21 protein-coding genes and 1 tRNA gene are annotated in these 19461 nt (G+C 66.8%); 12 read left to right on the forward strand and 10 right to left on the reverse strand.

Annotated features, from left to right (window positions below; translation table 11 throughout):
• Window positions 1-257 precede the first annotated feature (257 nt).
• Window positions 258-815: an HNH endonuclease gene (locus tag ACFPOB_RS00725; RefSeq protein ID WP_377795093.1), complete on the forward strand. Its 558-nt coding sequence runs from the start codon at window positions 258-260 to the stop codon at window positions 813-815.
• Between the two features lie 27 nt (window positions 816-842).
• On the opposite strand, the gene ACFPOB_RS00730 is transcribed toward ACFPOB_RS00725, so the two are convergent.
• A complete protein-coding gene (locus ACFPOB_RS00730; RefSeq protein WP_377795095.1) occupies window positions 843-1133 on the reverse strand; it encodes a hypothetical protein in 291 nt (96 codons plus the stop codon).
• 119 nt (window positions 1134-1252) lie between these two features.
• Between ACFPOB_RS00730 and ACFPOB_RS00735 the strand changes: the two genes are divergently transcribed.
• On the forward strand, window positions 1253-2149 hold the full coding sequence (locus ACFPOB_RS00735; protein ID WP_377795096.1) for a LysR family transcriptional regulator: 897 nt from the start codon (window positions 1253-1255) through the stop codon (window positions 2147-2149).
• Between the two features lie 21 nt (window positions 2150-2170).
• On the opposite strand, the gene ACFPOB_RS00740 is transcribed toward ACFPOB_RS00735, so the two are convergent.
• Entirely contained in the window at window positions 2171-2701 is a 531-nt protein-coding gene (locus ACFPOB_RS00740; protein WP_377795098.1) for a disulfide bond formation protein B, read from the reverse strand.
• An 8-nt stretch (window positions 2702-2709) separates the two neighbouring features.
• Window positions 2710-3321 carry a YqaA family protein gene (locus ACFPOB_RS00745; protein ID WP_377795100.1) on the reverse strand — a complete coding sequence of 204 codons (612 nt, stop codon included), beginning with the start codon at window positions 3319-3321 and terminating at the stop codon, window positions 2710-2712.
• A gap of 218 nt (window positions 3322-3539) precedes the next feature.
• Here ACFPOB_RS00745 and ACFPOB_RS00750 point away from each other — a divergent pair.
• Together ACFPOB_RS00750 and ACFPOB_RS00755 are read left to right on the forward strand one after the other, a co-directional pair.
• Window positions 3540-3624 (forward strand) — tRNA-Leu (locus tag ACFPOB_RS00750).
• Window positions 3625-3743: 119 nt separating this feature from the next.
• Entirely contained in the window at window positions 3744-4235 is a 492-nt protein-coding gene (locus ACFPOB_RS00755; protein WP_377795101.1) for a DUF3617 domain-containing protein, read from the forward strand.
• A gap of 7 nt (window positions 4236-4242) precedes the next feature.
• Here the strand turns inward: ACFPOB_RS00755 and ACFPOB_RS00760 are convergent, their stop codons facing one another.
• Genes ACFPOB_RS00760 through ACFPOB_RS00770 form a run of 3 tightly spaced genes read right to left on the reverse strand, consistent with a single transcriptional unit; the run spans window position 4243 to window position 6566 of the window.
• On the reverse strand, window positions 4243-4698 hold the full coding sequence (locus ACFPOB_RS00760) for an RbsD/FucU family protein (RefSeq protein WP_377795103.1): 456 nt from the start codon (window positions 4696-4698) through the stop codon (window positions 4243-4245).
• Window position 4699: 1 nt separating this feature from the next.
• Window positions 4700-5539, reverse strand: a complete 840-nt coding sequence (locus tag ACFPOB_RS00765; protein ID WP_377795105.1) for an amidohydrolase family protein — start codon at window positions 5537-5539, stop codon at window positions 4700-4702.
• A gap of 4 nt (window positions 5540-5543) precedes the next feature.
• The gene (locus tag ACFPOB_RS00770; RefSeq protein ID WP_377795106.1) at window positions 5544-6566 is read right to left on the reverse strand and encodes an aldo/keto reductase; all 1023 of its coding nucleotides are present in this window, start codon (window positions 6564-6566) and stop codon (window positions 5544-5546) included.
• A gap of 184 nt (window positions 6567-6750) precedes the next feature.
• Between ACFPOB_RS00770 and ACFPOB_RS00775 the strand changes: the two genes are divergently transcribed.
• The 8 genes from ACFPOB_RS00775 to ACFPOB_RS00810 all read left to right on the forward strand — a co-directional run bounded on the left by ACFPOB_RS00775 (window position 6751) and on the right by ACFPOB_RS00810 (window position 14894).
• Window positions 6751-8100 (forward strand): ABC transporter substrate-binding protein, encoded by a 1350-nt coding sequence (locus ACFPOB_RS00775; RefSeq protein WP_377795108.1) that lies wholly within the window; start codon window positions 6751-6753, stop codon window positions 8098-8100.
• Window positions 8101-8206: 106 nt separating this feature from the next.
• Window positions 8207-9136 carry a carbohydrate ABC transporter permease gene (locus ACFPOB_RS00780; RefSeq protein WP_377795110.1) on the forward strand — a complete coding sequence of 310 codons (930 nt, stop codon included), beginning with the start codon at window positions 8207-8209 and terminating at the stop codon, window positions 9134-9136.
• 154 nt (window positions 9137-9290) lie between these two features.
• Entirely contained in the window at window positions 9291-10109 is an 819-nt protein-coding gene (locus tag ACFPOB_RS00785; protein ID WP_092158904.1) for a carbohydrate ABC transporter permease, read from the forward strand.
• 51 nt (window positions 10110-10160) lie between these two features.
• The gene (locus ACFPOB_RS00790) at window positions 10161-11057 is read left to right on the forward strand and encodes a dihydrodipicolinate synthase family protein (RefSeq protein WP_377006774.1); all 897 of its coding nucleotides are present in this window, start codon (window positions 10161-10163) and stop codon (window positions 11055-11057) included.
• A 9-nt stretch (window positions 11058-11066) separates the two neighbouring features.
• Window positions 11067-11741 carry a GntR family transcriptional regulator gene (locus ACFPOB_RS00795; protein WP_346357871.1) on the forward strand — a complete coding sequence of 225 codons (675 nt, stop codon included), beginning with the start codon at window positions 11067-11069 and terminating at the stop codon, window positions 11739-11741.
• Between the two features lie 216 nt (window positions 11742-11957).
• Complete coding sequence (locus ACFPOB_RS00800) at window positions 11958-12950, forward strand: sialic acid TRAP transporter substrate-binding protein SiaP (RefSeq protein ID WP_377795111.1); 993 nt, start codon at window positions 11958-11960, stop codon at window positions 12948-12950.
• Window positions 12951-13113: 163 nt separating this feature from the next.
• Complete coding sequence (locus ACFPOB_RS00805; RefSeq protein ID WP_377795113.1) at window positions 13114-13611, forward strand: TRAP transporter small permease; 498 nt, start codon at window positions 13114-13116, stop codon at window positions 13609-13611.
• Entirely contained in the window at window positions 13608-14894 is a 1287-nt protein-coding gene (locus ACFPOB_RS00810) for a TRAP transporter large permease (RefSeq protein WP_377795115.1), read from the forward strand. The genes ACFPOB_RS00805 and ACFPOB_RS00810 overlap by 4 nt, the downstream gene beginning before the upstream one ends.
• 6 nt (window positions 14895-14900) lie before the next feature.
• On the opposite strand, the gene ACFPOB_RS00815 is transcribed toward ACFPOB_RS00810, so the two are convergent.
• The 4 genes from ACFPOB_RS00815 to ACFPOB_RS00830 are packed head-to-tail and all read right to left on the reverse strand — an operon-like array spanning window position 14901 to window position 19459.
• Window positions 14901-15926 (reverse strand): SIS domain-containing protein, encoded by a 1026-nt coding sequence (locus ACFPOB_RS00815; protein WP_377795117.1) that lies wholly within the window; start codon window positions 15924-15926, stop codon window positions 14901-14903.
• Window positions 15919-16878 carry a carbohydrate kinase family protein gene (locus ACFPOB_RS00820; RefSeq protein WP_377795119.1) on the reverse strand — a complete coding sequence of 320 codons (960 nt, stop codon included), beginning with the start codon at window positions 16876-16878 and terminating at the stop codon, window positions 15919-15921. Before ACFPOB_RS00820 ends, ACFPOB_RS00815 begins: the two co-directional genes overlap by 8 nt.
• A complete protein-coding gene (locus ACFPOB_RS00825) occupies window positions 16875-17942 on the reverse strand; it encodes an ABC transporter ATP-binding protein (RefSeq protein ID WP_377795121.1) in 1068 nt (355 codons plus the stop codon). Before ACFPOB_RS00825 ends, ACFPOB_RS00820 begins: the two co-directional genes overlap by 4 nt.
• Window positions 17942-19459 (reverse strand): argininosuccinate lyase, encoded by a 1518-nt coding sequence (locus ACFPOB_RS00830; RefSeq protein ID WP_377795122.1) that lies wholly within the window; start codon window positions 19457-19459, stop codon window positions 17942-17944. The genes ACFPOB_RS00825 and ACFPOB_RS00830 overlap by 1 nt, the downstream gene beginning before the upstream one ends.
• Window positions 19460-19461 lie beyond the last annotated feature (2 nt).

Below are 19461 nucleotides of genomic sequence, written 5' to 3' on the forward strand. Positions count from 1 at the left end.
GCTCGTCATGCTCGGCCTTGAGCCGAGCATCTCCGAACCAGCTTCTTCTGCACGAGATTCCCGGGTCTGCGGGGATACATCCTTGGGCCGACCAGAAGTCGGGCCCGAGGGCTCCGCCCGGGGCTGAAGGCTGCCGTCTGCCTGTACGCGCCGCAACATCGTCGCTTCACATTCTTGTCGCATCGCGCTTACATTGATGCGTCAGGATTCGTGCGAGCCCAGGAAGCGGAGGCGCGATACGGGTGACGGCGCATGTGATGCATCCGATGGCCTCGCCGGACGGTTGTCCGGCGCTGGTGCTCAACGCCGATTTCCGGCCGTTGAGCTACTACCCGCTCTCCTTGTGGAGCTGGCAGGACGCGATCAAGGCGGTCTTCATGGACCGGGTCAACATCGTCTCCGAATACGACACCGTGGTGCGCAGCCCGAGCTTCAACATGAAGCTGCCCTCGGTGGTCTCGCTCAAGACCTATATAAAGCCCTCGCGCACCCCGGCCTTCACCCGCTTCAACGTCTTCCTGCGCGACCGCTTCGCCTGCCAATATTGCGGCACGCGCGACGAGCTGACTTTCGATCATGTCGTGCCGCGCTCCAAGGGCGGGCTCACGACCTGGGAGAACGTCGTCGCGGCCTGCTCGCCCTGCAATCTGATGAAGGGCGACAAGATGCCGGCCGCGGTCGGCATGATCCCGATGCAGAAGCCGTTCGCGCCGTCGATCAACGATCTGCACCGCAACGGCAAGCTGTTCCCGCCGAACTATCTGCACGACAGCTGGCTCGACTATCTCTACTGGGATTCCGAGCTGGAGCCGTAATCGCCTGCTGCTTCCGTTCGAGGCTGCTCAGGCACGCCAGAAGGGCTGCGCAAGAGAGCGTTCGAGGGTTTCCCGCGACAGGCCGAAATCCTCCAGCACCGCATCGGCTTCGCTCTGGAAGGCCGCGCGCAACCGGCGGCGCCAAAGCAGGCGTCGCAGCCATAGCCGTGGCCCTGCCGGCAACTCGGCCTCGAACGATGGTCGTAGCAGATCGGTGCTGGAGGGACGACTTACCCCGCCGATCTTGACAGCTCCGGATCGCTCCGCGACGACACGAACGCCCAGCGATATGACTTGCGCGGATAAGGTCTCGCCCATTGAAGTCTCCCGGCGAACGACGCGATGCGATGACCGGTAACGGTGACGAGAGCACTGCGCACACGACGAATTCGAACATCGCTGTGCGTTTCGCGAACAGTGCTGCCGGAGAGCTTCGGTTGCCGCCGCTTTCCCCGCTGCCTGCCTTCGAAGCGACCGTGCGACTGGGGTCGATGACGCTCGCTGCCGAGGAGCTCGGTCGCACCCACAGCGCGATCAGCCGGCAGATCAAGGCGCTGGAGGAGGCTTTGGGCCTGCAGCTCCTCGATCGAGGCGCCGCGCCGCTGGGGCTGACTGCCGCTGGCAAGGCGCTCTATGCCACGACGCGTATGGCGTTCGAGGCGTTCGACAGCTGCATGGGGCAGCTCCGCCCCGCGCAGGGCGGCGAGATCGTGACGCTCGCCATCGGCTCGAGCCTGGCAACCCGCTGGCTAGTGCCGCGCCTGCCGCGCTTCTACGCGGCCCATCCGGAAGTCTCTATGAGGTTGACGATGGTGGGCGCCTCGATCTTCGAGGTCGAGGACTATGACATCGTCACCAGCTGGAACCGTCTCGGCTACAACCTGCCGGACGATCAGGTCTATCACGTGCTGGGTGATGTCGCGTTCGCGCTGGTCTGTGCCCCGGGCTACCGCTTCCGCGTCGAGGCCGGGCGCCTCTCGGCCGAGACGCAGCTGATCGGCAACTTCCCAATCACCATCCAGCCGTCCTATCGGGATCACCCACTCGTCGTGCCGATGGTGGCGCGGAGCCTGACCTTTCCCCATACGCATATGTGCATCGAGGCCGCCGTCGGCGGACTTGGCGTGACGCTGGTCGAGACACGTCTGGCGCAGCCGGAGCTGGCCGACGGCCGGCTGATCGCGCCGCTCGGTGTCCTGACGATCAAGGATGGGCTGGTCGCCTTCCCGCATCCGCGCCGGGAGCCGAAGGCTGCGACGCGCAAACTCCTGGCCTGGCTGAAGGCGGAAGCCGCGGCGGACTATCCGCAGACGATTAACGGCAACAGCCTCTGAGTGCGTGCCAGCGAGGGCTGATCACGCCGGCAATTCGCCGGGCTTCCCGATCGTGTTCTTCAACCCCAGCAGGGCTGCGATCAAAAGCCCGAACGACACCAGCGCGTTCCAGCCGGCGAGCGACAGGCCAAGGAAGCGCCAGGCGGCTTCGGTGCAGGAGACGATGCGGGTCGTCTGCAGCTGTTTCATCAGGTCCTGGACGCCGGCGGCCGCAGGAGCAGGCGCGCCGCCGCAATCGTTCGGGCCGGCGAAGACCCCCCATTCCACCCCGGAATGGTAGACGCCGAGCCCAGTGCTCCAGGCCATCAAAAGGGCGAGGCCGATCAGGGCTGCGATCTGCAGCCAGCCCGAGCGGGCGAAGAGCAGGGCGAGCGCCGTCAGGCCGATCGCGGCGTAGTGCGGCGCGCGCTGCTCGAGGCAGAGCTTGCAGGGGCGCAAATGCAGGACCAGCTCGAAGAACCAGGCGCCAGCGATCAGCGCGAGGCTCGCCAGCCCGATCAGGGCGATCAGGCGGCGGGGGTCGGCGAGGAGGCGCGACGGAAAGCCGGACATGGCGCTGCTCAGCAGGTGAACATCTGGCCCGAGCCTGTCAGCAGCTTGAGGCCGAAATAGAGCAGGATCAGGAGAGCGGCGCCGCCGAGCGCGATCAGCTTCAACCGCTTCTCGATGAAGTGCCGGATCGTCTCGCCATAGCGGCGCAGCAGGAAGGCGAGGGCGAGGAAGCGGGCGCCGCGCGCCAGGATGCAGGACAGGACGAAGAAGCCGAGCCCGATATGGACGGCGCCGGCCAGGATGGTGACCACCTTGATCGGCGGCAGATGCGCCAGACCCGAGGTGGTGAGCAGCAGCAGCGTGGTGTCGGGGCCGGCGCAGGCGCGCAATTGCTCGAACGCGTCGAGCTTGCCGTAGAAGGCGAGAACCGGCCGCGCCAGCGCATCGAAGGCATAATAGCCGAGGGCGTAGCCGGCGATGCCGCCGAGCGTCGAGAACACCGTCGCGATCAAGGCGAGGCGATAGGCCCGCTGCGGCTTGGCCAGTGCCATCGGCACGAACAGCACGTCGGCCGGGATCAGGAAGAAGGAGCTCTCGATGAAGGCGACGACGGCAAGCCAGACCTGCGCGCTGCGGCGGGCGGCAAGCGAGAGCGTCCAGAGATAGAGGCGTTCGAACATCGCCGGCCCTTAGAGCATCGGACCGAAAGTGGAAACCGCTTTTCGGAGGCAATCCGATGCCTGACAAAGTGATAGATCGCCATTTTGCGTCCGAAAGGACGCATGGCGATCTAGCGGGCGCCGAGCCTTCCGTCCATGGCTCCGATGTCACAGGAAATGCTGTTCACGCGAGATTGACCGGCCCTTGCGGATCGCTATAGTCCGCCGGCCCGAAAGGGGCCCCTGTGGCGGAATTGGTAGACGCGCTCGACTCAAAATCGAGTTCCGCAAGGAGTGCTGGTTCGATCCCGGCCAGGGGCACCATTGGTCATTGCAGTTTGACGCATGGCCGGTGTGCAGGCCGCTGCCCTAGAATCGCCTCTCGTCCTCGCTCTGTCTTGCGCCTTCGAATCGACCGTTCGAGGCAGCCTAGGAGTCGAAGCATGAGGGCCATCGCCATCGCCGTCGCGGCAACCGTTTTCGGAAGCTTTCCGGCTCTGGTCGAGGAGCTGCCGCAGCGCAGGCCAGGACTATGGGAGACCAAGTCGACGGGCGCCGAGGGCGAAACCGTCGCCAAGCAATGCGTCGGCCCTGGCACGGACCGCGCCATGATGGGCGGGGCGACCGGCGGCGCCTGCTCGAAGATCGAGGTGAAGAAGACCGCGACCGGTTATGCCGTCGTGACAGAGTGCATGATCGGGCAGATCAAGGCGGAAGGCAGCAGCGTCGTTACCGGCGATTTCCAGGCGACCGTGCGCACCGAAGGCACCACCAAGCTCACCGGCATGCCGGGGCAGCCGGGACCGGTCGAGCGCAAGCTGGTGGTCGAGGCCAGGCGTGTCGGCGATTGCGGGCCGGGTCAGAAGCCGGGCGACATCATCATGCCGGACGGCCGGGTGATCTCGATGCCGGGAGCGGGCGCGCCCAAGCAATAGACCGGGCTCAGGCCGGCTCGCCGGCGATCACGCCCTTGCGGAACAGGAAGCAGCCATAGGGGCGGGGATCGCCGATCTGCACCACGGCGAAAGCCTGCTTCGCCGCCTCGTAGAAGGCGAAGCGTTCGATGCCGGCGAGCGGCTCGGGACGGCCGAGGGCCCGATCGAGCTCGGCCTGGACCTGACATTGGACATGCGGGATCGCGGCGGCATCGCCGACCACCAGCATGCGCCTTACCGGATGCGGCTCAAAATCGTCGATCGGCAGCACCGAGAGGATGGCGCGGGCCGCCCGTGCCATGGTGAGGCCTGGCAGGCGCACCAAGCGGCCGCTGGTGGTGGCGCGGGTGATCTTTTCCGCGGGGTGGTTGGCGTCGACCAGAGCGAGATCGTCGCCATGGCCCATGGCGGCTAGCACCCAGAGCAGGTCGGCGGAGAGGACCGGGTCGATATTCTTCAGCATGTCACCGACGTCCACGTTGCGAGAGGTAGAGTTTTTGGGCATTGCCGCCGAAAACGGCAGCGCGCTGTGCCTCCGAAAGGCCGGCGAGGAGCGCTTCAGCAACCTCGAACCATTGCGCATAGGAGGCGCGCAGCGTCACCACCGGCCAGTCGCTGCCGAAGATCAAGCGCTCCGGACCGAAGGTCGCTAGCAGGTGCTCGACGACCGGCCGCAGCGTCTCCAGCGTCCAGTCAGGGCCGGCCTCGGTGACCAGCCCGGAGAGCTTGCAGGTCAGGCCGGGGTGCCTCGCGAGGGCGCCGATGCCGACGCGCCAAGCCGTGAGGTCGCCGTTGACGAGATCGGGCTTGGCGCCGTGGTCGATGACGCAGGCGAGATTGGGGTGGCGCTCCAGCACGGCCAGCATCGCCGGAATATGGCGTGGCTTCAGCAAGGCGTCGAAGACGAGACCGTTCGCGACCATCGCCTTGAAGGCTGGTGCCAGCTCAGGGCGCGCCAGCCAGCCGTCGTCGGGGATATCCTGGACCATGGGCCGCAGGCCGACGAGCAGCGGGTCGGCCGCCAAGGTGGCGATACGCTCCGCTACATTAGGCGCATCGAAATCGCTCCAGCCGACGACGCCGGCGACGAAGAGCGTCTTTGCGGCGATGTCGAGCAGATAGGCGGTCTCGGCTTCGGTCGGAGCCGCCTGGACGAGGATGGTGCGCTCGACGCTATGGGCGGCGAGAAGCGGGGCGAGATCGGCGGGGCCGAAATCGCGATGGATCAAGCCCAGCGCCGGCGTCAGCCAGCCATAATCGCCACGGGCGAGGCTCCAGAAATGCTGATGGGCGTCGATGCGCATGGCGTCAGATCGGAACCGGGACATCGGCGCCGAGCAGACCTTCGGTCTTTAGCTCCGTCCAGAGAGCGGCTGGAACCGGGGCTGAGAGCTCTCTGACCTGATCCGCGACCTCCTCCGGCCTGACCGCGCCCATGACCAGGCTCGCCACCGCGGGATGGCCGAGCGGGAATTGCAGGGCGGCGCGGCGCAGCGGCACGCCATGGCGGGTGCAGACCGCCTCGATCGCCGCGACGCGGGCGAGGATCTCGGGCGATGCCGGCTGGTAGTTGTACTTCGCACCGGCGATCGGGCCGGTGGCGAGGATGCCGGAATTGAAGACGCCGCCCAGCATCAGCCCGATGCCCTTCTCCCGCGCCAGCGGCATGAAGGAGGCCAGCCCCGGCTGCTCCAGAAGAGAATAGCGCCCGGCGAGCAGCATCGTGTCGAAATCGCCGGCGCGAGCGAAGCGCTCGCACATCTCGGCTTCGTTGACGCCGACGCCGATGGCCTTGACCGCGCCGGCGGCGCGCAGCGTGTCGAGGGCGCGATAGGCGCCGTCCATGGCTTCGGTGAAGCGGGTCTCGATCGCACCTTGTCCATGCGTCCAGACATCGACGTCATGAATCAGCACGACGTCGATGCGGTCGACGCCGAGGCGCAGCGCCGACTGTTCCAGCGAGCGCATGGCGCCGTCATAGGAATAGTCGAAGCGCAGGCCATGCGGCAGGCCGCCGCGATACCCCGAGCCGTCGCCGCGGCCGGCGAAGGGCTCGGCGACGCGGCCGACCTTGGTCGAAATCACCACGTCCTTGCACCCCGAGCGCCGCAGCGCCGCGCCGATCCGGTGCTCGGAGAGGCCGTGGCCATAGAGCGGCGAGGTGTCGATCAGGGTTATGCCGGAAGCGAGCGCCGTCTCGACCGTCTCGACCGCGTCCGCCTCGTCGAGGTTTGCATAGAGATCGCCGAGCGGCGCGCCGCCGAAACCGAGCGTCGTGACCTCGAGGCCGGAGCGGCCGAGGGGGCGAACGGGAAGCGCAGAAATCGTCATCGGAACCCGGGTGCTCGGTCGTGTTGCATCACTATGTGCACGTCAACATGTTAGCTTGCAACCGCCTTCGTTCCGGACTAGCTTGCGCACCATTCCGGTCGGTGCGGTCACGCTGAGTCTGCCTGCCGGAACCCTATCAAGACGGCCCGCGATGGCCGCGTGTTCAGTCCAGGGGAGGACATCCATGACCGAGATCTTGAAGCCGACGCGGCGTGGCCTGCTGCGCGGTGCTGCCGCGCTCGGCGCAACCGGCGCCATTGCTTCGCCGCTGGTGTTGCGCGAGGCGCGCGCCCAGGCCGCCTTCAACTGGAAGCGCGTCTCCGGCCAGTCGATCGACGTCCTGCTCGTCAAGAATCCGCGCTCAGACCTGTTCCAGGCCGCCGAGAAGGAGTTCACCGAACTCACCGGCATCAAGGTCTCCTCCGAACAGGTGCCGGAGCAGCAGCAGCGTCAGAAGGCGGTGATCGAGTTCGCCTCGGGCAAGCCGAGCTTTGACGTCAGCGCGATTTCGCTGCATGTGCAGAAGCGCATGGCGGCGAAAGGCAAGTGGTTCGCCGACCTCTCGCCGATGATCAAGGACGCCTCGCTGACCTCGCCCGATTTCAATTTCGAGGATTTCGGCGCCGGCGCCGTGGCCTATGCCCGCCAGGCCGATGGGGCGCTCGATACGCTGCCCTATTTCGTCGACTACTGGATGCTCTATTACAACAAGGAACTGTTCGACGCGAAGGGCGTCGCCTATCCCAAGAGCATGGACGAGATGGCGGTTGCCGCCGCCAAGCTGCACGACCCGGCCAAGGGCGTCGCCGGCTTTGTCTCGCGCGGGCTGAAGAATGCCAATGTCCCGGTCTGGGCCTGCCTGGTGCTCGGCCAGGGCATCGAGACCACCTCTGCCGAGGGCAAGCTCCTGACCGATACGCCCGAGGCGATCTGGGCCGGCGAGCTCTACAAGAAGCTCAACAAGGACACCGGCCCGGTCGGCTCCGTCGGCTTCAACTGGAACGAATGCCAGACAACGTTCATGCAGGGCCGCGCCGCGATGTGGCTCGACGGCATCGGCTTTGCGACGCCGCTCGAGGACCCCAGCAAGTCGCGCATCGTCGGCAAGGTCGGCTATGGCGTCACGCCGCCCGGGCCGAAGGCGCATCATGCCGGCATGTTCGGCGACGGCATCGGCATCTCGCGCGGCTCTTCCAAGAAGGAGGCGGCCTGGCTCTACATCCAGTTCATCACCAACAGGGCCCAGCAGCTCGCCATGCTGAAGGCTGGCGCTGGCGCCCCCGCCCGCTCCTCGGCTTATTCCGACACGGCCACGATCGAGGCCTCGAAGTTCGGCAAGCAGTATTTCGACTGCCTGCTGCAATCGGCCAAGATCGCCCGTGCCGCGCTGCCGCAGATCGTCCCCGTCACCGAGTTCCGCGACGTCTTCGGGGTGGCGCTGACCAATGCGATCGGCGGCGCCGATGTCGCGGCCGAGCTGAAGAAAGCGACGGAAGCCTTCGCACCGGTGCTGGCCAAGAGCGAGCAAGGCTGAGGCTGGCCGTTACGCGTCATGGCCGGGCCTGACCCGGCCATCTCGTGACCACAGGGCATTTCCCAAGAGATGCTCGGGTCAAGCCCGAGCATGACGGTTCCAGCACATGACCAGCACCACCCTGCAAGCCAGCAGCCTTACAAGCCCGGCGCCGTCCAAGGCGGCGGATTCGCGGGATTTCACCCCGCGCTACTGGCTGTTCTCTCTGCCGGCGGTGCTGATCGTCGCCGGCGTGATCGTCTTCCCCTGGCTGTTCACGCTCTACATGTCCACGCAGGACTGGAAGATCGGCGGCGGCCAGGAATTCGTCGGCCTGCAGAACTTCGCCGAGCTCTTCCGCGATCCGCGCTTCATCGAGTCGATGGGGCACACCTTCTATTTCACCGTGCTCGCGGTGGTCCTGCCGATCCTGTTCGGCACGGCGGCAGCCCTGGTCTTCCATCGCGAATTCCCGTTCCGCGGCCTGCTGCGCACCATCTTCGTCATGCCGATGATGGCGACGCCGGTGGCGGTCGCGCTGGTCTGGACGATGATGTTCCATCCCCAGCTCGGCGTGTTGAACTATCTGCTATCGCTTGTCGGCATCGGCCCGCAGGCCTGGGTCTATTCGCCGAACACGGTGATCCCGACGCTGATCCTGGTCGAGGTCTGGCACTGGACGCCGCTGGTCATGCTGATCGTGCTCGGCGGCCTCGCGGGCCTGCCGCGCGAGCCTTACGAATCCGCGCTGATCGACGGCGCCAATGCCTGGCACATGTTCCGCCACATCACGCTGCCGCTGGTCTGGCCCTTCATCATGGTCGCGATCGTGATCCGCACCATCGACGCGCTGAAGGCCTTCGACACGATCTTCGTGATCACCCAGGGCGGCCCCGGGACGGCGTCCGAGACGCTCAACATCTTCCTCTATCTGCAGGCCTTCCAGTTCTACAAGATCGGCTACGCCTCCGCGGTCGTGGTGATCTTCTTCGTGATCATCATCATGCTGTCGCTGCTGCTGCTTTATGCGCGCCAGAAGTCGAAGTGGAACGCGTGATGCAAGGGCGTTTCACACACTCAACCCTCATCCTGAGGAGCCGCGTCAGCGGCGTCTCGAAGGATGCTCCGGGAGGCTCCGGGATCAGCTGGACCATCCTTCGAGACGCGCCTGCGGCGCTCCTCAGGATGAGGGCTGACGAGGAAACGATCGGATGAAGCGGCTCCTCTCGAAATTCGGCTTCTACGCGTCGGTCTTCGTGCTGGTCTCGCCGGCGGTACTGGTCTTCCTCTGGATGATCTCGCTCTCGCTGAAGAACGAGCTCGACAACACCGCCTTCCCGCCGGTGTTCATCCCGAACCCGCCGACCTTCGCCAACTATCTCGACGTGTTCGAGAAGAACAATTTCGCGCTCTATCTCTGGAACTCGATCCTGGTGACGGGCGGGGCGGTGCTGGTCGGCCTCGCCGTCGGCGTGCCGGCGGGCTACGGCATCGCCCGCGGCAAGGCCCACAAGTTCGCGATCCTGATCCTGGTCGCGCGGATGACGCCGGCGCTGTCCTATCTGATCCCGCTTTTCCTGCTCTTCCAGATCACCGGACTCGTCGGCACGATCACCGCGCTGGTGATCACCCATCTCGTCATCACCATCCCGATCATCGTCTGGATCATGATCGGGTACTTCGAGAACGTGCCGATGGAGCTCGAGGACGCCGCCCGCATCGACGGCGCCACCACCTGGCAGGCCTTCCGCCATGTCGCGCTGCCACTGGCCCGGCCCGGCATCGTCGTCGGCGGCATCCTCGCCTTCATCTTCTCCTGGAACAACTTCATCTTCTCGGTCGTGCTCGGCGGCAAGGCGAGCCGCACGCTGCCCTCGGCCGTCTACAACTCGCTGACCTTCGAGCAGATCTCCTGGGGCCCGCTCGCCGCCGCCGCCTTGCTCGTCACCTTGCCCGTCCTGCTGCTGACCGTTCTCGCCCAGCGCGAGATCGTCGCCGGCCTCTCCGCCGGAGGGCTGAAGGATGGCTGACATCGCCTGCCCAATCTCCCGGTCGGACATCTCACGGAAAGACGCTTCGCAATGGCTCTGAATCCCAACCGCTTCGGCCTCTCCTGCGCCATTACCACGCCGATGCGGGAAGGCGGCGCCGTCGACCTGCCGCGGCTCGTCCACCACGCCAAGCATGTGCTGGCGAACGGTTGCGACTCGGTCACGCTGTTCGGCACGACCGGCGAGGGCGCGGCGCTCGGCAGCCCGGCCCGCACCGCCATGCTAGGCGCTTTGGTCGGCGCCGGTATCGACCCTGCCAAGCAGATCTATGCCGGCGTCGCAGCCGCCTCGCTGCACGAGGCGGTCGACCAGGCGCAGACGGCGCTGAATGTTGGCGCGAAGGGCCTGCTGGTCGCACCGCCCTTCTACTTCAAGGGCGTCGGCGACGAGGGGCTCTATGCCTGGTTCTCGCAGTTCTTCGAGAAGCTCGGCGCGTCCGCCCGCAACACCATCCTCTATCACATCCCCTCGGTGACGGCGGTCGATATCTCGGTCGGGCTGGTCGAGCGACTGAAGAAGGCGTTTCCGGGCGTCGTCACCGGCGTCAAGGATTCCTCCTGCGACTACCCGACGACCGAGGCCTTCCTGAAGGCGCATGGCGAGCTCGCCATCCTGGTCGGTGACGAGCGCCTGCTCGGCCGGGCCGTTCGTGCCGGCGCGCAGGGTTCGATCTGCGGCGCTGCCAATCTCGTGCCGCATCTGCTGCGCCCGGTCGTCTATGAGGGCGCCGAGGACGCCACCGTGAACGCGCTGGTCGACGAGATCTGCTCCTATCCGGTGCTGCCGGCGGTGAAGGCGCTGGTCGGCCATCTCCATGGCGATGCCGGCTATGGCCCGATGCGGGCGCCGCTGGTCGCGCTCGACGAGGGCCAGCGCAAGGCGCTGTTCGCCGCTTTCGACCGGATAACCCGCGCCAAAGCGGCCTGAGGAGGAACGATGAGCCAGTCTGAGCCGGAGCGCGACGGCGAGCCGCTGAAGCTCAGGGAGCGGGCCTATGCCAGCTTCACCGAGCGGCTGCTCGCGCGCGAGATCCGGCCGGGCCAGTTCGTCACCCAGCGCGAGCTCGTCGCCATGACGGGCTACCCGCTCGGAGCGATCCGCGAACTGATCCCGCGGCTCGAGGCGGAAGGGCTGATCAAGACCGTGCCGCAGCGCGGCATGCAGGTCGCCCATGTCGACCTCAATTTGATCCGCAACGCCTTCCAGTTCCGGCTCTTCCTCGAGAAGGAAGCGACCGCCGCCTATACGCGGACCGCGACAGACGAGGAGATCGCCGAGCAGCGCCAGCGCCATGAGGCGATCATCCGCCGCGCCGAGGCCGGCGGCGACGAGACGCTGATCGAGGATGCCGAGAATGTCGACCGGCTGATGCACGAGATGATCATCGACCATCTCGACAACGATATCGTCAGCCAGGCTTTTCGCGTCACTTGGCTAAAGATCCGCCTGATCCGGCAATACGAGACACGGATCCAGAACCACATCCTGATCCCGGTGATGCAGGACCATCTCAAGATCATCGCGGCGATCGAGTCGCGCGATCCCGAGGCGGCTGCGGCCGAGATGAGCGCGCACATCAACAACGCCCGGACGCGGGCGATGAGCTACTGAATCGCACAACCAAGCCGGAAAACGGCTGTTCTAGGGAGAGGACCGACGCACTCAATCTCCAGCCCTCATCCTGAGGAGCCGCGCAGCGGCGTCTCGAAGGATGCTCCAGGAGGCTCCCGAACCATCTGGAGCATCCTTCGAGACGCGATCTGCGATCGCTCCTCAGGATGAGGGCTGGAGATGGGATGCCGAGGCCATACAGGGAGGAGAACGACGATGACCAAGCTGACGAAACGCGCCTTTCTCGCCGGTTCCGCCGCGGCCGGCGCCATGATCGCGATGCCGACCGTGCTGCGCGCGCAAGCGACCGTGCTGCGCTGGGGCGAGATGCTGCCGACCACGCACCCGCAGGTGCAGATGGTCGACCGGATCGCCAAGGAGGTGAAGGAGAAGACCTCCGGCCGTGTCGACATCCAGTCCTTCCCCGCCGGCCAGCTGGGCTCCGGCAAGGACATGATGGAGTCGGTGGCTTCCGGTGCGCTGACGATGACGACCGACGGCGCCGCGGCGCTCGGCTCCTTCCTGCCGCAGCTTTCGGTGGTCGAGGCGCCCTATCTCTGGCGCGACCCGGCGCATATGGCCAAGGTCGCCAAGGCGCCGGTCTTCACCCAGATGAACGAGGAGCTGATCAAGAAGCGCGGCATGCGCATGGCGGCGGTGACCTATTACGGCAAGCGCCACCTCACCACCGGCTCGAAGCAGGTGAAGAGCGCCGCCGACGTCGCTGGCCTAAAGCTGCGCGTGCCGCCGGTCGATACCTTCCGCGCCATGGTCGAGGCCTGGGGCGCCAAGGCGACCCCGGTCAACTTCAACGAGCTCTATCTGGCGCTGAGCCAGGGCGCTGTCGACGGCCAGGAGAACCCGCTGCCGACGATCCACAGCGCCAAACTGCAGGAGGTGCAGAAGCACCTGATTCTGACCGGCCACATCATCACGCCGCGCCTGATCGTCATCAACCAGGATTTCTGGAAGGGGCTGAAGGACACCGACCGGACTATTCTGGAGACGGCGATCGCCAACGGCGTCGCCTGGCAGGACGCCGAGCTGGCAAGCCAGGAGGGTAGCCTCGTCGCGACGCTGAAGGCGGCCGGCATGAGCGTCACCGAGCCCGATCTGGAAAGCTTCAGCAAGCCGGTGCTGGCGAGCCTGCCGAAGCAGTTCGAGAGCAAATGGGGCAAGGGCACCTGGGACGCGCTCGCGGCGCTTTAAGCGGCATCCGTCAGCACCCGTCATGGTCGGGCTTGTCCCGACCATCCACGTCTTCGCTTCGCTGATAGAGCGCGGTGTTCAAAACGTGGATGCTCGCCACCAGGGCGAGCATGACGGTAGCGCCCGTGACTTTTGATCACCCCACATCAGGGCCTATTATTCTGTGAAATCCCTCGTCGCCTTCACCGACCGCCTCGTCCGCGCCGCAGCCGTCGGGCTCTTGCTGGCGTTGCTCGTCGCGGTCCTGCTCGGCGTCGCCTCGCGCCAGCTCAACGCCCCGCTGGCCTGGACCGACGAGCTGGCGCAATACCTGCTGGTCTGGACCGGCTTCACCGGCTGGATCATTGCCGCCCGCCGACGCTCGCATATCCGCATCACCGTCTTCGCCGATCTCCTGCCGAAGCCGGTAGGTCGGATGCTGGAGATCGTGACGCAAGCCGCGATCATCCTCTTCGCGGCGATCCTGATCCGCTATTCCTTCGGCCTGATCGAGCGGACCTGGGACGTCGAGTCGATCGCGCTGCCGGTGTCGAGCGCGGCGCTCTATGTGGTGATGCCGCTCGCCGGCCTTGCTCTGATCCTGCAGGCGCTCGCCGAGATCGGCGATGTCGTCACCGGCCGCAAGATCGAGACCGCCGAACCGGGGACGCAGCCGCTATGAGCACCCTGATGCTGCAGATCCTGCCGGTCTGGTTCATCGCCCTGTTGATGGGCGTGCCGCTCTTTGTCTCGATGGGCCTCGCGGCTATCGCCTTCGCCGTCTTCGGCGGCTTTCCGCTTGGCATCGTCCCGCAGAAAATCGCGCAATCCGCCAATTCCTTCCCGCTGCTGGCGGCGCCGCTCTTCATCCTGATGGGCAACATCATGAATTCGGCGGGGATCACCGACCGGATCTTCGCTTTCGCCACGGCCTGCGTCGGCTGGCTGCGCGGCGGGCTCTGCCATGCCAATATCCTCGCCAGCGTGATCTTCGCCGGCATGTCGGGCTCGGCGGTGGCCGATGCCGGCGGCGTCGGCACGCTCGAGATCAAGGCGATGCAGGACGAGGGCTACGATCCGGAGACGGCAGCGGCGATCACCGCTGCTTCCGCGACGATCGGACCGATCATCCCGCCCTCGCTGCCGATGGTGATCTATGGCGTCTCGGCCGACGTCTCGATCGGCGGCCTCTTCCTTGCCGGCGTCATCCCCGGCCTGCTCATGGCCGGCGCGCTGATGGCGATGGTGGTCTATGTCGCCAGGAAGAAGGACCTGCCGCGTCATCCCTTTCCAGGCGCGGCCCAGCTCTGGGTCGCCTATAAGGAGGCGCATTGGGCGCTGATGACGCCGGCCATCCTGTTCGGCGGGATGATGGCGGGCATCTTCACGCCGACGGAGGCGGCTGCTGTCGCGACCGCCTACGCCATCGTGCTCGGCCTGTTCGTCTATCGCAGTTTCTCGCTGAACGACCTGCCAGAGCTGGTGGTTCAGACCGTCGAGACCACCGGCGTCGTGCTGGCGCTGGTGATGAGCGCGGCGGCGCTCGGCTGGTGCCTGTCGATCTCGCGCATCCCGCAGACGGTCGGGCCGATGCTGGTCGACCTCGCCGGCAATCCGCTGGTCTTCCTCCTCATCGTCAACCTGCTGCTGCTCTTCGTCGGCTGTTTCATGGAAGCGCTTGCGGCCATGCTGATCCTGATCCCGATCCTGACGCCGGCGGCGAGTCAGTTCGGTATCGACCCCGTCCAGTTCGGCCTGATCTTCGTCCTGAACCTGATGATCGGCACGATCACGCCGCCGGTCGGCGTGGTGCTCTTCGTGACATCGAAGATCGCGAAGATCAGCTTCGAGGCGATGTCGCGGGCGATCGTGCCCTGGCTCCTACCGCTGCTCGCGGTGCTTGTCGCGATCACGCTCTGGCCGCCATTGACGACCTGGCTGCCGAACCTCGTGCTCGGCAAGTGAGGTGGATCAGACCGTCCGCGTCACCTTGGAGAGATGGGGCGGGCGGTCGGGGTCGAGGCCCCGGCTTTTAGCGAGTGCCGCCACGGCGGCGTAGAAGGTGCGGACCTGTGCAAGCGGCAGCAGGGCGGTGGGCAGTCCGGAGGGTAGCGGCAGGTGTTTTGCCGCACCCACGCCGCCGCCGGCATAGCGCAGATCGGCACCGAGCCCGGCGAAGGCCGTAGCCGCGGCGCAGACGCTCTCGCTGCCTTCGTCGCCGGGATCAAGCGCTAGCGTCGGAAAGCCCGGTCCGACCAGCGCGAGCGGCCCATGCAGCACCTCGGCGGCGCTGAAGGCCTCGGCATGGATGCGGCAGGTTTCCTTGAATTTGAGGGCGATCTCCTGGGCGATGCCAAAGCTGAGGCCCCGCCCGATCACATAGAGGCTGCTGGCCTCGCGCCAGGAGAGCAGGGCCGGCGTCCAGTCGCAGTGTCCGGCGGCGTCGAGCGCTTCCGGCGCCTGTGCGAGCGCTGCGGAGAGGTCTTCATCCTGCGCCCATTCGGCTGCCAGGTGCAGGAAGGCAAGACAGGTGGCGAGGAAGCTCTTGGTTGCGGCGACGCTGCGTTCCGGGCCGGCGCGCAACGGCACGAGCACGTCGACCATGCCGGCGAGCGGCGAGGCTTCGTCGTTGACGAAGCCGACGACGAGCGCTCCGGCCCGTTTGGCTGCCTCGGTCAGCAGCAGCGCGTCGGGGCTGCGGCCGGATTGGGAGGCGGCGATGAACACCGCGCGCGAGAGATCGAGCTCGCCGCCATAGACCGAGGCGAGGCTCGGGCCGAGCGAGGCGACGGGCAGGCCGAGCGCGCGCTCGATCAGGTACTTGCCATAGGTCGCGGCATGGTCGGAGGAGCCACGGGCACAGGTCGCGACGAAGGCCGGCCGCTTGATGCGCAGGCGCTGGACGAGATCGGCGATGGCTGCGCCGTTCTCCGCGCGTTGGTGACACGCGACATCGGCGGCTTCGGCCGCCTCGCGGGTGAGCAGGGCTTCAGCCATGGCGACGCAGCCGTGTTTCCAGCAATTGATCGGCGATCCCAGCGACCTGGCGCGGATCGAGCTTGCGGCCGGTGCCGCCGACGCTCTGGACCGAGAGGCTACCACAGGCGATGCCTTCGGCGATGGCGCGTTCGGGGGATCTCCCGGCGAGCCAGGCGGCGAGGAAGCCGGCATTGAAGGCATCGCCCGCGCCGGTGGTGTCGAGCACCGCCGGGCAGGGCGCGGCGGGAAGCGCGATGCTGTCCTCGCCCTGAAAGAGACGGGCGCCGTCGCCACCATCCTTGATCACCACCAGCGCGAAGTGCCGGGCAAGCCGCTGTCCGGCCGTATCGAGATCGTCGCTATCGGCGATCACGCGCGCTTCTGCCGCGTTCGGCAGGAAGATGTCGATGCCGTTGCAAAGGGCGAGCAGATCAGGCGAGCGGATCAACGCATCGTCCCAGCTCGGATCGAGCGAGACGGTGAGGCCGTGGTGCTTGGCGTCGGTGACGAGATGCGGGATTTCGGCCAGCGTCGCGAATTCGGCGATGTGGAGATGGGCAGCGCGGACATCGCCGAGGGCGGCGGGTAGCGTCGCCGGCCGGGCCGGGCCGGCACGGCGCGAAAGGAAGGCGCGCTCGCTGTCCTGGACCATCGCGACGGTGAGCTGCGGGCCGGCGTCGATGGCGCGCTCCAGGAAGGTGAGATCGACACCGCTGGCTTCGAGCGCCGGCCGGAGCGATTGCGCGAGCGGGTCTTCGCCGAGGCGAGCGAGCAAGGCGGTGGGGCGGCCGAGTCCAACGAGATGGGCTGCGGTGATGAAGCCGCCGCCACCGGGGACGATCGCCATGTCGTCGGCGAAGCGTTCCTCGCCGAGGCGCGGCATTGCTTGCAGCCCGCGGAAGACGAGATCGCAATAGAGCCGGCCGGTGCTCAGGACGAGCCCGTCCGGCCGTGGCGGCCTGGATGTCACAGGGCGCGCTCGCTCTTGGCGTCGAAGAGGCGCAGAGCCGCAGCCGAGGCGCCGAGCCTGACGGCGCTGCCTACGGCTGGCGGGTTCTTGGCCGGGGCCGAGGCGAGCAGCAGACCACCTTCAGCCTCGACATGGACGAAGGTCTCCGGGCCGAGCGGCTCGACCACGGCCACCGTGCCGGCGAGGATGAGGTCGGCGGCTTTGCCCTCGCCCAGCACGCGCAGTTCTTGCGGCCGGACGCCGACCAGGATGTCGGCCGGGAGCGTGGCGGGCCAGGCCAGCGGCTTCTCGCCGAGTTGCAGCGCGCTGTGGCCAGCCTCCGCAGTCGCTTTCGCCGGCACGATGTTCATCGTCGGCGAGCCGATGAAGCGGGCGGTGAAGACGTCGGCCGGCTTCTCGTAGAGCTCCATCGGCGCGCCGACCTGGAGAATATGGCCGTCGCGCATCACCACGATCCGGTCGGCGAGCGTCATCGCCTCGACCTGGTCATGGGTGACGAAGACGATGGTGGTCCCGAGCCGCTGGTGCAGGCGCTTGATCTCGAGCCGCATCTGGGCGCGCAATTGCGCGTCGAGATTGGAGAGCGGCTCGTCGAACAGGAAGACGGCGGGGTCGCGCACCATGGCGCGGCCGATGGCGACGCGCTGGCGCTGGCCGCCTGAAAGCGCCGAGGGACGGCGCTCCAGCAGTTTCGTCAGGCCGAGCACCTCGGCGACCTCCTCGACCCGCTTGCGCTTCTGCGCCTTGTCGAGCCCGGAGGTGTAGAGGCCGAAGGCGATGTTCTCGGCGACGCTCATATGCGGGTAGATCGCATAGTTCTGGAACACCATGGCGATGTTCCGCTCTTTCGGCTCGAGCCGGTTCACGGTCCGGCCGCCGATCGCGATCGTGCCGTCGTTGATCTCCTCGAGCCCGGCGATCATGCGCAGCGTCGTCGACTTGCCGCAGCCGGAGGGGCCGACGAAGACAACGAACTCGCCGTCCTGGATGTCGAGGTCGATGCCATGCACGACCTGGGTCGTGCCGTAGCGCTTGACCAGTTTCTCGATCGCGATCCCGGCCATCAGGCGGCTCCTGCGAGGGCGGTGAAGGCGGCATCCAACTCGCGGCGCGCAGAATCCTCCCGTTCCGCCATCGCGGCGGCAGCCTCTTCGGCTATGGCAAGTTCGGCGCGATAGCCGGCGAGCGCTTCGCCCAACACTTTTGGCCCCGGCCCGCCGAAGCGCTCGCGCAGGGCGACGAAATTCTCGGGCGAGACCGCCGTGGCGAAGTCCTCGCGGCTGAGGTTTGGCTCGCGGCCGGCGGCGTGGCGGAAGGCCTCCGCGAAGGGCTCGTAGCCGTCGCGCGGCAGATCACCGTCGTTGGCGACGACGGCGCGCGCCACGGCCGAGGCGACCTCGTGGGCCGCTCGGAAGGAGAGGTCCTCCTGGCGCACCAGCGTGTCGGCGAGCTCGGTGATGGTGATGCAGGAGCGCCGGATCGTCTCGGCGACGCGGCGGCTGTCGATAGACAGCGCCGGCAGCAGCGCCGCGAGCAGATCGAGCACGCGCCCGCCAGTCTCGAAGGTCTGGTAGCCGGCTTCCTGGGTCTCGCCCTCGCTGTCGTTCATGTCGGTGAACGGCGTGTTGTGGACGACATCCCGGACGAGCCTCGCGCGGCTGACGCTCTGCGACGCCAGATGGCGCAGATGCTCGATCGGCACGGGATTGCGCTTCTGCGGCATGATCGAGGAGATCTGCACGAAGGCGTTGGGGACATAGACCTGGCCGACCTCGAAGGCGGTCCAGAATTGCAGGTCCTGGATCAAGCGGCCGAGATGCAGGAAGACCAGCTCGACGGCGCCGAAGACGCCGGTGACGTAATCGACCGCGGCGATGCAGCCATAGGAATTCTGCAGCGGCGCCTTGAAGCCGAGCAGATGCGCGGTACGGTGCCGATCGAGCGGGAAGCCGGAGGTGGTGATCGCGGCGGCCCCGAGCGGGCAAAGATCGAGCAATTCGCGCGCCTGCATCAGGCGCTGATGGTCGCGCAGCATCACCTCGATCGCGGCGGAGAGATAATGGCCGAGCGTCGAGGGCTGGGCCGGCTGGCCATGGGTATAGGCGACGATCAGCGTATCCTTCTCGCGCTCGGCCAACGTCAGCGCCGCGGCGATCAGGGCGCGCAGCTGTGCGGCGAGCCTGTCGAGCCGCGGCTTCAGCGCCAGCTTGAACAGGGTGTGCTCGATGTCGTTGCGCGAGCGGCCGGTGTGCAGGCGGCCATTGTCGTCCGGATTCAGGCGCTTGCGCAGTTCGGCCTCGACCAGGAAGAAATAATCCTCGACCTCGCCGGTATAGCTCAGCGTCGCCGGGTCGATCTCGCGTTCGATCTCGATCAGGGCGCGGGCGATTTCGGCGGCGGTTGCGCGCGGCAGGATCCCGGTCTCGGCCAGCATGACGAGATGGGCGCGGTCGACGGCGCGGAAGCCCGCGACATGATGCGTCTTCACCGCATCGAAGAGCGGGCGCAGCACCGTCTCCTTGTAGACCGGATCGGGAAAGACGGATGTGTCGCTGGTGCGCGGATCGGTGTGGGCGGTCATGA

The sequence above is a fragment of the Allobosea eneae genome (assembly GCF_042657265.1).
GTDB classification, from domain to species: domain Bacteria; phylum Pseudomonadota; class Alphaproteobacteria; order Rhizobiales; family Beijerinckiaceae; genus Allobosea; species Allobosea eneae.